The following is a 12,527-nucleotide window of genomic DNA, read 5'->3' on the forward strand; positions in this document are numbered from 1 at the left end:
TCGTCGGTCCGATTATCTCTTCAGATTGATCAGGACGTCCATCAGGTCGGAGCCGGTCTGGAAGACCTTGGAGTTCGCGGTGTAGACACGCTGCGATTCGATCATTTCCGTCAGTTCGCTGGCGATATCGACGTTGGAACTTTCCAGCGCGCCGGAGTAGATCTGGCCGAAGGCGCCGGCCTGCGGGAAGCCGATGGTGACGACGCCCGAGTCGTTGGTCGGCAGGTAGACGTTGCCGTTCTGCGGAAGCAGCTTGTCGATGCTTGGGACCGTTGCCAGCGCCACCTGGTAGATCGGACGGCGACCGCCGTCCTGGTAGACTGCCGTAACCAGGCCGTCGCCGCCGATTTCGACGTCGGTAATCGGGCTCGGCGCGTTGCCGTCGATGATGCCCTTGCCCGGCGTGAAGGCCGCTGCGAACTGCGTCATATCCGAGAGGTCGATGGTGATCGCCTGTGCGGGGGTAGCGCCGTCGTTCGGGTCGGTGAAGGTGATCGCCTTCGGTGAAGCCGTCGTCAACTTATTGGTGTTCGGGTCAAAAGCAAGCGTTACCGTCTGCTGCACAAGAATCTTAGGCGCTGTCGCGGTGTAAGGAAAACCACCATTGGTAGCCTGATCCTGGCGATAGACCGAGACTTCCCAGGTATCGGGGCTGGCAGTTGCCTTGGTATAATAGAAATCATAGAGCACCTTGGCACCGGCGTGGTCGTAAGCGGTCAACGAGCTCTTGTTGGTGACGACAGCAGTTGCCGCGTTAAGACCCGGACGGTTTGGGCCAGGAACCACGGCCGCCCCCTTGTCCAGGTTGGCCGGGAAGCTGCCTTTGGTCGACGGCGAGGACACCATGCCGAAGTCGTTGATGTTGATTTCCTCGAGACCGTTGAAGCCGTTGACGACGGCGGCCGGCGGGTTGGTGCCGTAGGGATAACCCATCAGGTTGAAGCCGGCGGTGTTCTTGAGGAAGCCCGTCGCGTCTTTCACGAAGGCACCGGCACGGGTCAGGTAAGGCGTGCCGTTCGGGTCACTGACGATGAAGAAGCCTTCGCCCTGGATGGCAAGGTCCGTCGACGACGTGGTGTACTGGATGCCGCCCTGTTCCGCGATGCTGTAGCGGACGTTGGTTTCGACACCACCGGAAGAATACGAACCCTGAGTCGAGGGCAGGACCAGCGTGGAGAACGCCGTGGAAGAACGCTTGTAACCGACGGTGCTCGAATTCGCGATGTTATCGCCAACGGTGCCGAGACGGTTTGCCTGAGCGTTCATGCCCGAGACGGCCGTTTTCATCGTGCCGAAAATACTCATAGGAAATCTCCGTTTTGTCTGATGGAGAGAGTAGGTGGTGGGCCTTGCGTGAAGCTGTCTGCTTACGTTCCCCGCCGAAAATTTGCGGCAAGGCCCTGTTAAAAAATCAGTTCCAGTCGATGCAATAACCAAGGAAACGCTTGGAATCGACGGGATCGAAGCCGAGCTTCTTGCGCAGCTTCTTGCGCAGCTTGCTGATGTGGCTTTCGACGACGTTCTCTTCGACTTCTTCGTCGAAGATGCCGTAGATGGCGTTGAAGATCTGGGTCTTGGAAACGCGACGACCGCGATTGGAGACCAGGTATTCGAGGATGCGGCGCTCGCGGCGCGGCAACGCGAAGACGTCGCCGTCGATTTCCGGATCGCGACCGTCGGAGAACACCCGAATCGAACCGATGTCGGTGAAATTCGAGATCGCCTTCAGCCGGCGACGGATCGCAGCGGCACGCGCTAGGATCTCGCGGGGATGAATGGGCTTGCGCACCACGTCGTCCACGCCGCTGTCGAAGAAGGCGAGGGTCGCCTCCAGGGATGGCTGATCGCTGACTGCGATCACCGGTGCCATGGACCGGTCCCGGATGGCCCGCGGCAGTTCGAGCGTACGCTCGCCCTGGCCGATCAGGAAGGCTTCGACCGCGGCAATATCCGAGTCAGCCGCCGTACTCACCCATTCGCCAAATTCTTTTGGGTCGAACCCCTGGGAAGGAATTCCTTCACGTCCAAAAAGAGATGTGTAACCGTCTTTCACGAGCTCACGCTCATCAACCACTACGATCATTCGTCCGCCTCCGAATCACTTGTGGTGCTTCAATATGTCTATGGGTACGAATCGGCGGAATCCGAGACAAGCTGTGTGAAGTTAACCAAACAAATTAATAGTTGATTAAGAACTGCACCGCGATTTGCACTAGATGTAGTGGGTGCACCATTTTCGGACACAAACTTTCGGTGGAAAAATTAACGTCTCGTAAAAGAAGGCTTGCATGGCCATTTTCGCCATAAACGCAAATCGGTGCAATTTTGCGATTCTTTATTTCGGCGATTCAACCGGTGATTGCCTAGTTGGCACAGAACCGGGAAGCGTTGGAAGTCCACTCCCCGTAGCCTGTGGCGACGAGATTGCTGATCACCCGGCAGACATATTGCTTCTGGGCAGGATTGTTGTTCGGTCCCGCGTGGTATCGTGCCACCGCCATCGTCCAGGTCTCGTGTTTGTCGTGCAGGTTCCGGAGGAACTTTGCCGCGTATTCCACATTGCGTTTCGGCTCGAACATCTCCTCCGGCGAGGAGAAATTTTCACCGTGGAAATGGTGATTGATCTGCATGCAGCCGATATCGATGAGCTTCCTGCCCTGCCGTTTGGCGTCGTAAAAGGTCGTCATCGCCGCCTGCTGCGAGGGAGGGAAATAAGCCTTGCCCTCGACATTCATGGCATAGGCACTGAGGCTTCCCTTGCGGCCGGTCTCGGTGAGACCGACCGAATAGAGGATGCCTTCCGGTACGCCGTATTTCGCCGCAGCAGCCTGTATTTCCCGCTCGCAGACGCCTGAACTCAAGGACGCACCCGTGCTCGGCGCCGCGCTGTGGGCGGGAGCTCTGACGGGCGTGCGCGGTGTCGCGGGAGCCTTGCTGGGAGGCGTGGCGGGCGCTGCCGCGCCCTGCTGACCTCCCCAACCTCCGGAACTGAAGAGCGATCCGGCGTCGACGTCAGAGGTAGAGCTGACCAGGACGAGCGCCACCAGGAGCGGTACCAGCCACATTGTCCGATGCCGCGTCATTTGCGTTCCTCGTTCCCTGATCTGCGGCCTGACGCTCCCCATTCTGCTGTTGGCCACGGGCAGCCTGGCCCTGACGCCCGCCCTCGGCCATGGCCTGCTGACCGGTCTGGCCGGGCTGCCCCTGCTGACTGCTGGTACCGTCGGAATCGGCCGTCGGCGCGATGCTGATGGTCACCTGGTCGACGGCGAAGCCCTGAGCACGCAACGCATCCAGAATGCCGCCGCTGTCTTCGCTGAGCTGGCGATAGGCCGCTCGGGTCTCGACGGTCAGATGAACATTGAGTTCCTCGCCGTGAAGCCGCAGCGTGGCCGTCACCGCGCCGAGATCGTGTGGGTTCAACTGCAGCTTCAGCGTATTCACGACCGTGCCGGTGCTGCTCTGCGCCGCGGCATTGGAAAGCGCCGAACTCGGGCTCATGGCGCCCGCCCAATCGGCATCTCCCGACAGCATCGCGGTGAGATTTGCGCCGTTCGAATTCGGTGCGAGCCCGAGGAAGCGGCGCGCGTCGAGCACGGTGATGTTTTCGGCGGCACCGCCCGACGACGATCTGAATTCCGCCGTGCTGCGCTCGCCCCGACCACCGACGGCCATATCGACATGCTGATCGTTACGCGCATTGCTGAAACGGAAGACACGCGTGCCGGGAGCGCCCCGGTCTGCATCCACCGGCGTCGAAAGCGGGTCCCCTTCGGCGCCGCCGGCACCTGCGTGCTTGGCATCCTTCAGGCCGAGGGCATCGACTTCGCGCCCGTCGTCATCCTGACCCTTGGCTCGCTTATTCTGCTGCCCGGAGGCATTCTTCGAGACCATCGCGTTGATGGCGCCGGCTGCCTCACCGCTCGTCAAAAGCGACAGCATGTCGGTGATCTTGGCATCGTCCGCGACCAGCATGGAGACGTCGAGATCTTCGCCGCCCTCCGTCTCGGCCTGCGCGTCCTTTTCGGATTTGCCGGGGCGCTTGCCCTGAACTTCGTCCGATTTCCGCGCAATGGCTTTTGCGGCCTCCAGGGCTTCGCGAAGCTTCCTTTCGGCGGGAGTCATCTGCTTTTCTTTGGCGTCGTTCACCGGCGCCTGCTTCAGGGCGGCGGAGTCTTCCGCCTCCTCGGCCGGGCGGCGAAGGGATTGCGGCTTGATGTCGATGATCGGCTTTGGCTTGCCCTGCTTCACGTCGCCAGCCATGCGTTCTTCCGCAGAAGACGCGCGGGCGTCCTCGTCCGGCACGTCGCCGGCATTCGAAGACGCCTCGCGGTCAAAACCGGAAAGAGCGTCGGAGAAGCCGCCAGATGAGCCGTCGGCACCTTTGCGACCGGCAACACCCTGCTTCGTAGACGAAGCCGCGTCGGCTGCGCCAGTCTTACCACCACCAAGAATGTCAGTAATCATTTGGAAGCGTTCCCCTCCTTCAGCATTTCGTCGATAGCACTCAATTTCGAACGACCGCTATCGACGAATGTCTGGAAGGCCGGATCGAATTTGGCAGCGGTGCCGGCCATCGGACTTTCCGTGGCGGAGGCAGGCCCAGCGATCTCATTCCTGGGCAACGCGACTGGAGATTTCGCGTCTTCTGTATTGGTCACTTTGATAGCTTTATCTTGTGCGAGGCTGTCGGTCGTAGGCCGGCTAACGACTTGCTCCGCCACCACTTTTGCCGCCTGCCGCAAGGCACGGTCGCGTGGCGAAAGCGTTTCCTCGGGAACGTCGGCTATCGCCTGGATGGCCTGCCCGATATCCTTCGTCGGGATATTGGCAAACCCGCCATAAAGCTTCGCAAGCGCCTCTGGCGTCGGAGTTTTGGCAAGCGCCTCGGCCTTCGCCGAAGCGAGACGCGCGAGATCGTTCTTGCCGGCGATCGCAGCCGAACGCGCGATGCGCAGGAAAATCTCACGGCGCCGGTCGGCGTCCATGAATTCCAGCGCTCCGTCGATATCGTCCTCCGTGATCTCACCGAAATGACCGACGGCCAGTTGCACGAAGAAATCCGCGAACTGGCTGGCGTAGGGCGAATGGATGAAACGCCGCGCATATTTGCGCGAATAGGAGAGCGCCGGCGCCACCATATTGGCATCGACGGTGATTGCCACCGATCGACGCAGCGCGGCTTCCTCGATGATCGTGCCGGGCGCCGTCAAGCGCGCCCAGTCGTAAAAAACCAGGGCGCCCTTCGGATCCTTGGCGACCATCACGTTTCCGCTGACGAGCGAAAGGTAGGGACCGATCTTCTCGTCCCGATATTCCTTGGCCATCTCGCTGAGGCTTTTTTCGATCAAAGTTCCGCGGCCGCCGAGGTATTTTCTCAGCCCGTCGGCAACGCGGTTATCGAAATTGCCCGCGACGTCGCGCGAGGCGAGATATTCGAGCGTGGCGGGATTGCCGCCGCTCATGGCGTAAATCAGCGCCGCATCGACATTGCGCGGATCTTCGAAGATAGACGGGGGCGCCGTCCGCAGGCGCTGGTCGATCGTCCCCAGCATGAAGCGCTGCATTTCCGCGGCAGAATGATCGCCGAGCACGACGGAATCCTGCACGAATTGCAGGGAGCGAAGCATCGCATAGGGCGCAAGGTCCGTACGATCCTGAGCCGATGCCGCAGGGGCGAATGCGACCCCGAAAAAGAGGCCGGCCGCAATCAAGGACTTTATGCCCACAGCCATCACTATCCCTCGTCCGCCTCGAGCAGGATTTCGATACGCCGGTTTCCAGCTGCGAGCGGATCGGCCGGTACCTGGAGGCGCCTGTCGGCGAAGCCGGAAACCTGCTTGACGCGATCTTCCGCCAAACCGCCATGCACCAGCATGTAATAGGCGCTGTGAGCACGGGACATGGAAAGGCGCCAGTTGTCGTTCTCGGTACCCTTGAACTGACGGCCGTCCGTATGCCCTCGCAGAACGATGCTGCCCTTTCGATCCTTGAGGATCTGGCCGATCTTTTCCATCGCCAGTACCATTTCGCGGCGCGGCACGGCCGAACCGATGTTGAACATCGGATCATCCGCCTGATCGGAGATCGACACCAGCAGACCGCCTTCCGCAGGCGTCACGACCAGACCTTCCGCAAGCTTGCCGGCGATACCGGAAATCTGCTGCTGGATTTCCTTCTTCAACTCTTCCGCAGCCTTCAGTTCCGCCTGTTCTTCCGCTTTTGCCCCGTCTTCCGGCTTTTGTCCGTTGAGGTTGGCGGGCTTTGCCGCCTGCGCACCCGAGGCCGTCTGCGGCTTATCCATCTGCGTGGGGTCGGGACGCGGAATGGGAATGGCGACAGCCATTTGGGTCTGCTGCAGCTGCGTGTCGGCTTCAGTGGATTTCGGCGCCTGCTGGTATTGCGGCGCCTGGCCCATCTGGGCGAGCGGATCGTCACTCGCCGTGGTCTTCACAGCCTGCTCGGGCCCTTCGGCGCGCGACATCTGCATCTGCTTGGTCCAGAAATCCGGATCGAAGGGGTCGCGATAAGCCTGGCCGCCGTCGGCACCGGTCGCGGGGCCAGAATCGCTGGCACCGCCCTCGCCCTTGGCGCTGACATTCGCCTGCTGGCCCACCTGTTGAGCGATCTCGGCAAGAACGGAATAGGGGTTTTCGAAGAAGTCCGCCTCGGAATAGTTGGGCTCGTCACCCGACGTCGAGGTCATGTCCTCCCCGGTCGCAGCAGCAGAACCCTGAACGTTGCCCTCCGCCTTGACCTTCGATTTCTCGCCGTTTTCCTGGCCCTCGGCCGCATCGACCGGCTTTTCCAATCCCTTCGAGGCCGGGGTCTCGTCGGAAAGCTTGATCGGGTTGAAATAACTCGCCATCGAGGCTTTCGTCTCCTCGTTGGCGGCGTTGACCAGCCACATGACGAGGAAGAACGCCATCATCGCGGTCATGAAGTCGGCATAGGCGATCTTCCAGGCGCCGCCATGGGCGCCATCGTCGTGTCCGCCGCCATGTCGCTTGACGATGACGACCTCGTTCTTGCCGTGGTGATGGTTTTCGCCTTCGCTCATCCCAATACCTTCTTCAGACTCGCCAGCCATGCCGACATCCGGGTCACAAGGGCGCTCTCGCCGATGTCGACCGCAATATCGAGGTCAGGCGCTTCGATGTGGCGCAGGAGTGGGGTGGGCTCTCCAAGCGCAGTTTTCAGTTTTTCGAACAGATGCAGCGGGCCGCGGACGGTCAAGGTCCCGACGTCGCCCTCGAGTATCGCGCTGCGGATGATATCCGCCATGTCGGCTATCGCCTTGGCGACGAGCGCCTCGTCCAGGAGAGGCGACAGGATTCTTGCCGTCTGATCGCTGACCGCCTGCGCCGTCAATCCGGCAATGTCCTGAAGTCCGGTCGCGATCATTGCAGCCGCTTCGGTTTCATATTTTTCGCGCAGCGCCGCAATCTCTTCCGCATGCGCGGTCAGAAGCGCTTGCCGCTCTTCATCAAAACGCTGTTGAAGCTCCTCGGACGCGGTGTCGTGGCCTTTCGCATAAGCTTCGGCGCGTTCGGCTTCGATATCCACAGGCTCCTCGACGACAGCGGGAAACGCGGGATCGTCTTCGAAGCCATCGCCGAAACCATCGGCCAGCAAGGGCATCGGCGGGGCCTGCGGCTCGCTGAAATCCTTCAGGTAGCGGGCGAGCGAAGCACTCATCGGGCGCCCCCCTGTCCTGCCGTCGCCTTTCGTTCGAGGCTCGTCATGAGCCTCCCGAAAGCGCAAATCGTCACCGCTGCGATCATCGTATCATCCCGACAAGGTTGCCATTCGTTTGCCCCCGGCGACACAAGACACTTCGCCGGACTTTAACGGAACGGTAGGAAGTTAAACTTGCGCGAGGATGAAGATACCGCATTACATGGGACGTTGCGGACAGGTTCGACCGGGCGTCAGGCGGCGGCCGGGTGACCAGCGCCGCGCGGTCTTAACCCTGCCGGAACAACTGCAGGATGTTTTCGGCGTTGGTGTTGGCGATCTGGAGCGACTGGATGCCGAGCTGCTGCTGGGTCTGCAACGCCTTCAACCGTGTCGATTCTTCGTTCATGTCCGCATCGACCAGTCGGCCGACACCCTTGTCGATCACGTCGGTCAGAGAGGCGACGAAGCTTTCCTGCAGATCGATGCGCTTCTGGATCGAGCCAAGGCTCGAAGCGGCACTCGTCATCGCCAGAAGCTGTTTGTCGAGGAAACGCTCCATCATATCAAGCACCGCGTCAGTGTTCGGCGCCGAGCCTGGGACCATCGTGTTCATCTTTAAGGCGAGGTCGTTCAGCTTGTTGATGTCGACAGTGGTGACCGATATGCCAAGTTTTCGGTTGTTGAGATTGTTAGCAGCGGTCACAACGAAATAATATTTGGTCGTGCCGTCGTCGTGGGCAGGGGTCGTTACCGCCGGTGCCGTAGCCGGATCGGTCGTCGTCACCTGCGCCCACTTGCCCTCCCCGACCTTCAGATAGAAATTGCCGCCGACTGCGTAGATGCTCGTGTCGACTGTATTCGTATCCGGTCCCAGCGCCATCAATTGGCTTTCGGCGAGAACCGAGACGGCGTAGGACGCGTTCGTTGAACCCATCGTGCCGTTGGAAGTGGTCATGTCCACGGCGACTTCGCTCTCGGCAACGAACTTCACGGACGAGTCCAGGATGCCGAGATTGCCGCCGTTGAGGTCGAAAAGGACCGTCTTGGAATCAAGCGTATAGTCGACGGTCTTGACCGCGACCTCACCGGAGGCCGTGCGGGTGAACGACGCAACCACCTGTTTGACGACCGGCTTTTCCTGAGCGTTGGTGCCGCCGTCGCTGATATAGTCCTGAAGCCAGTTCTCGCCGGAGAAGGTCGCCGAGTCCGAGATGCTCTTCAGCTGTTCCTGGAGCTGGGCGATTTCTTCCTGGATCTTGCCGCGATTGGAGCCGACGCCGTAAGCCGCAACGATCTTGGATTTGATTTCGACGACCGTGTCGATCGCACTTTCCATCGCCGTGTAGGCGGTGTCCACCTTGGCGGCGCCGAGGCCAAGCGCGTCCTGGATGGTTGAGAGCGCATGATTGTCGGAGCGCATCGTGGTTGCGATCGACCAGTAGGCGGCATTGTCCGCGGCCGTCTGAACCCGCATGCCCGAGGAAACCCGCGCCTGGGTGATTTCCATGTTGCGGTCGATCGAGCGCAACGTCTGCAGGGCAGCCATAGCGGCGGGATTGGTCAGGATGCTGGTCATCGGCCGTGCCTCGGTCAAATGGTCTGGAAATCCGGAGTACTTCACCGGAAACGACGAGAGGCATCATGCGTACCGCCACTCAGCATCACAGATGCGGGCGGTCTGTCGTTCTTAACAAATCGTTAAATCGACAGTTATCAAACCCGGTCGAGGATTGGCAAGAAGTTAATGAAGTCTTAACGGCCTATCCGACAACCGTGCAGGTTTCGCGCAAGCCACGCGCCAAACGCGAAAAACCGCGCCTCTTTCGAGACGCGGTCTTCTTTCCGGAATATTTGCTATCACGCCAGCAGAGCAGGACGAAACCGCTCCTAGCCTAGAGCGCCGCTTACTGACGGAAGAGCGACAGAATATTCTCGGAACTGGTATTGGCGATCGAGAGCGACTGGATCGCGAGCTGCTGCTGGGTCTGCAGGGCCTTGAGCCTGGTCGACTCTTCGTTCATGTCCGCATCCACCAGTCGGCCGATGCCGCTATCGATGGAGTCGGTCAGCTTGGAGACGAAAGCTTCCTGCATGTCGATGCGCTTGTTGATCGACCCGAGTTTCGCCGTTGCGCTGATGAGCTTTTCGAGCTGACCATCGACGAACGAGTTGAGAGCGGCCATGAGATCGGCGTCGTTGGCCTTGGTCCCCATCCCGAGATAGCTGACACCGTTCGAATTGCGATAGTCATCGAGCTTGGTGATGTCCAGTTCGGAGATGGAGATGTTGGCGGCGTACTTGATGCCTGCGGTTGCCGTTGCACCGGCCGAGAAATCGTATCCCTTGGTGGTGTAGACAGCGTCGATGTAGGCGCCGCCGACCTTGATGAGATAGGTGCCGCCGGTGCCCGACGTATAGATGCCGTTGGTGTCGCCCTTCATGTAGACGCCGCCGCCGACATCCTTCCAGATTGCGTCCGTAGCATAAAATGCGGCAGTGTTGATCTTGCCGAAGTAATCCTTGTGGTTTGTCGTGCCATCATCATAGTTGATCGCACGGAAGCCATTGTAGGAATTGCCGTCGAGCAGACCGCCGTGACCGCCGCTCAAGTCGAACAGGACGTTCGTTTCGTTCAGAATGACATCCACCGACTTGACGGCGACGTTGCCATCGGGATCGCGGATGAACGAGCTTACAACCTGCTTGACGACCGGGCTGGCCGCGTAGATCACGCCCGTGGTGGGGTTGGAGGCACCGCCGACTTCGGCCTGCAGCCAGTTTTCACCGGAGAACGAAGCGGAAGACGTGATGCTCTTCAACTGATCCTGCAGCTGGGAGATTTCTGCCTGGATCTTCGCCTTGTCGACGCCGGCTTCCGAGGCGGTAACGAGCTTGTTCTTGATTTCCTTTACGACGTCGACAACGCTTTCCATTGCGGAATAGGCGGTATCAACCTTGGCGGCGCCGAGACCGAGGGCGTCCTGGACCGCGGAGAGCGCGCCGTTGTCGGAACGCATGGTGGTCGCGATCGACCAGTAGGCGGCGTTGTCGGAAGCGGTGCCGACGCGCAGGCCGGAGGAAACCCGGTCCTGGGTGGTCTGCATCTGGCTGTCGATGTTGCGGAGAGTCTGGAGAGCAGCCATGGCTGCGATATTGGTAAGAATGCTGGTCATCTGATTTGCCCCTTGATTGGCTAGATGGAAGGGACATTTCCGGGATTACACCGGTGAACGTTGGCTTGGCCTGATGCCTGTTAACCGTTTCTTCGTCTTGGTTAACCCATCGTTTCGATGAGCTCAGTTAAGGTGGAAATGGTTAACAAAGGTTAAATGGAATTTAGGAAAGTTAACAAAAACTATCGGGACATAAAAAAAGCCGCGCCCCGGAAGGGCGCGGCTTCTTTGTGCCGAATGACGCGTCTTGTTAACGGAAGAGCGACAGGATGTTCTGCGAGTCGGAGTTGGCAATCGAGAGCGACTGGATCGCCAGCTGCTGCTGGGTCTGCAGTGCCTTGAGCCTGGTCGACTCTTCGTTCATGTCCGCATCCACCAGTCGGCCGACACCCTTGTCGATCGAGTCGGTGAGCTTGGAGACGAAGTCCGACTGCATCTCGAGCCGCTTCGCAACGGCGCCGAGCTTGGCCGCCCCGCTGTTCATCGCTTCCAGCTGACCGTCGACGAACGAGGTCAGTGCCGCCATGAGATCCTCATCGGTGGCTTTGGTACCGAGGCCGAGGTAGCTGACACCGCTGGAGTCGCGGTAATCTTCGAGCCTGGTGATGTCGAGGTCGGAAACCGAGATGTCCGAAGCGTACTTGATGCCGCCCGTCGCCGTCGCGCCGGCCGAGAAGTCGTAACCCTTGGTCGTGTAGACCGCGTCGATGTAAGCGCCGCCGACCTTGATCATGTAGGTGCCGTTGGAGCCCGAAGAGTAGACGCCGTTGGTGTCGCCGCGCATGAACACGCCGCCGCCGATGTCCTTCCAGACGGAGTTGGTCGCATAATAGGCCGACGTGTTGATCTTGCCGAAGTATTCCTTCTGGTTCGTCGTGCCGTCGTCGTACTTGATGGCGCGGAAACCGTTGAGGGCGTTGGCATCGAGCAGACCGCCGCGGCCGCCGCTCAAGTCGAACAGGACGTTGGTTTCGTCGAGAACGACATTGATGGACTTGACCGTGACATTGCCGTCGGCATCACGAATGAACGAACCGACGAGCTGCTTGGTGAGTTCGCTGGCGGCGTAGATGATGCCGGTGGTCGCGCTCTGCGAGCCGCCGATTTCGGCCTGGAGCCAGTTTTCGCCGGAGAACGAAGCGGAGGAAGCGATGCTCTTCAGCTGGCTCTGCAGCTGGGTGATTTCTTCCTGGACCTTGGACTTGTCGACGCCCGGTTCGGAAGCGGCAACCAGCTTGTTCTTGATTTCGGTGACGACGTCGATCGCCGATTCCATGGCGGAATAGGCAGTGTCGACCTTGGCGGCGCCGAGGCCGAGGGCGTCCTGAACTGCGGAAAGAGCGCCGTTGTCGGAACGCATGGTGGTCGCGATCGACCAGTAGGCAGCGTTGTCGGAAGCAGTCCCGACGCGCAGACCGGAAGAAACGCGGCTCTGCGTGGATTCCATGTCGGTCGCGATGCCGCGCAGCGTCTGCAGAGCAGACATAGCTGCAATGTTGGTAAGAATGCTTGTCATTTTAGGTGCCCCTTGAGTGGCTGATTACGAAAAGGGACATTCCGGATTTCACCGGGAACAGCGGGCAGCATCATGCTTGTTAACCATTTAATTTTCTTGGTTAACTCACTGTTTCGATGCTGTTAGGTAACCGCAATATGGTTAATGAAGATTGAAGC

10 protein-coding genes are annotated in these 12,527 nt (G+C 59.9%); all 10 read right to left on the reverse strand.

Annotated features, from left to right (window positions below; genetic code table 11):
- Nucleotides 1–12: 12 nt before the first annotated feature.
- The 10 genes from ACZ9EJ_RS15525 to ACZ9EJ_RS15570 all read right to left on the reverse strand — a co-directional run bounded on the left by ACZ9EJ_RS15525 (nt 13) and on the right by ACZ9EJ_RS15570 (nt 12,369).
- Nucleotides 13–1,305, reverse strand: a complete 1,293-nt coding sequence (locus tag ACZ9EJ_RS15525; protein WP_046640918.1) for a flagellar hook protein FlgE — start codon at nt 1,303–1,305, stop codon at nt 13–15.
- Nucleotides 1,306–1,411: 106 nt separating this feature from the next.
- Nucleotides 1,412–2,083: a transcriptional activator Rem gene (gene rem, locus ACZ9EJ_RS15530; RefSeq protein WP_037085198.1), complete on the reverse strand. Its 672-nt coding sequence runs from the start codon at nt 2,081–2,083 to the stop codon at nt 1,412–1,414.
- A 280-nt stretch (nt 2,084–2,363) separates the two neighbouring features.
- Nucleotides 2,364–2,861 carry a transglycosylase SLT domain-containing protein gene (locus tag ACZ9EJ_RS15535; protein WP_046628229.1) on the reverse strand — a complete coding sequence of 166 codons (498 nt, stop codon included), beginning with the start codon at nt 2,859–2,861 and terminating at the stop codon, nt 2,364–2,366.
- 151 nt (nt 2,862–3,012) lie between these two features.
- On the reverse strand, nt 3,013–4,467 hold the full coding sequence (gene fliK, locus ACZ9EJ_RS15540) for a flagellar hook-length control protein FliK (protein ID WP_052764624.1): 1,455 nt from the start codon (nt 4,465–4,467) through the stop codon (nt 3,013–3,015).
- Nucleotides 4,464–5,735, reverse strand: coding sequence for a chemotaxis protein MotC (gene motC / locus ACZ9EJ_RS15545; protein WP_251089463.1), 1,272 nt, complete (start codon nt 5,733–5,735; stop codon nt 4,464–4,466). The genes fliK and motC overlap by 4 nt, the downstream gene beginning before the upstream one ends.
- Before the next feature lie 2 nt (nt 5,736–5,737).
- Nucleotides 5,738–7,060 (reverse strand): MotB family protein, encoded by a 1,323-nt coding sequence (locus tag ACZ9EJ_RS15550; protein ID WP_046640917.1) that lies wholly within the window; start codon nt 7,058–7,060, stop codon nt 5,738–5,740.
- Complete coding sequence (locus ACZ9EJ_RS15555; protein ID WP_046640916.1) at nt 7,057–7,698, reverse strand: hypothetical protein; 642 nt, start codon at nt 7,696–7,698, stop codon at nt 7,057–7,059. The genes ACZ9EJ_RS15550 and ACZ9EJ_RS15555 overlap by 4 nt, the downstream gene beginning before the upstream one ends.
- 268 nt (nt 7,699–7,966) lie before the next feature.
- Nucleotides 7,967–9,256, reverse strand: coding sequence for a flagellin N-terminal helical domain-containing protein (locus ACZ9EJ_RS15560; protein ID WP_046628562.1), 1,290 nt, complete (start codon nt 9,254–9,256; stop codon nt 7,967–7,969).
- Nucleotides 9,257–9,584: 328 nt separating this feature from the next.
- On the reverse strand, nt 9,585–10,853 hold the full coding sequence (locus ACZ9EJ_RS15565; protein ID WP_046628221.1) for a flagellin N-terminal helical domain-containing protein: 1,269 nt from the start codon (nt 10,851–10,853) through the stop codon (nt 9,585–9,587).
- A 250-nt stretch (nt 10,854–11,103) separates the two neighbouring features.
- Nucleotides 11,104–12,369, reverse strand: a complete 1,266-nt coding sequence (locus ACZ9EJ_RS15570; RefSeq protein WP_046628219.1) for a flagellin N-terminal helical domain-containing protein — start codon at nt 12,367–12,369, stop codon at nt 11,104–11,106.
- Between the last annotated feature and the right edge of the window lie 158 nt (nt 12,370–12,527).

It is taken from the genome of Neorhizobium sp. USDA 3394, from assembly GCF_056280385.1.

Bases quoted from the DNA above. Each gene is read 5' to 3' on its own strand.
- ACZ9EJ_RS15525 (WP_046640918.1), bottom strand. From the start codon at position 1,305: ATGAGTATTTTCGGCACGATGAAAACGGCCGTCTCGGGCATGAACGCT.
- rem (WP_037085198.1), bottom strand. From the start codon at position 2,083: ATGATCGTAGTGGTTGATGAGCGTGAGCTCGTGAAAGACGGTTACACA.
- fliK (WP_052764624.1), bottom strand. From the start codon at position 4,467: ATGATTACTGACATTCTTGGTGGTGGTAAGACTGGCGCAGCCGACGCG.
- motC (WP_251089463.1), bottom strand. From the start codon at position 5,735: ATGGCTGTGGGCATAAAGTCCTTGATTGCGGCCGGCCTCTTTTTCGGG.
- ACZ9EJ_RS15550 (WP_046640917.1), bottom strand. From the start codon at position 7,060: ATGAGCGAAGGCGAAAACCATCACCACGGCAAGAACGAGGTCGTCATC.
- ACZ9EJ_RS15555 (WP_046640916.1), bottom strand. From the start codon at position 7,698: ATGAGTGCTTCGCTCGCCCGCTACCTGAAGGATTTCAGCGAGCCGCAG.
- ACZ9EJ_RS15560 (WP_046628562.1), bottom strand. From the start codon at position 9,256: ATGACCAGCATCCTGACCAATCCCGCCGCTATGGCTGCCCTGCAGACG.
- ACZ9EJ_RS15565 (WP_046628221.1), bottom strand. From the start codon at position 10,853: ATGACCAGCATTCTTACCAATATCGCAGCCATGGCTGCTCTCCAGACT.
- ACZ9EJ_RS15570 (WP_046628219.1), bottom strand. From the start codon at position 12,369: ATGACAAGCATTCTTACCAACATTGCAGCTATGTCTGCTCTGCAGACG.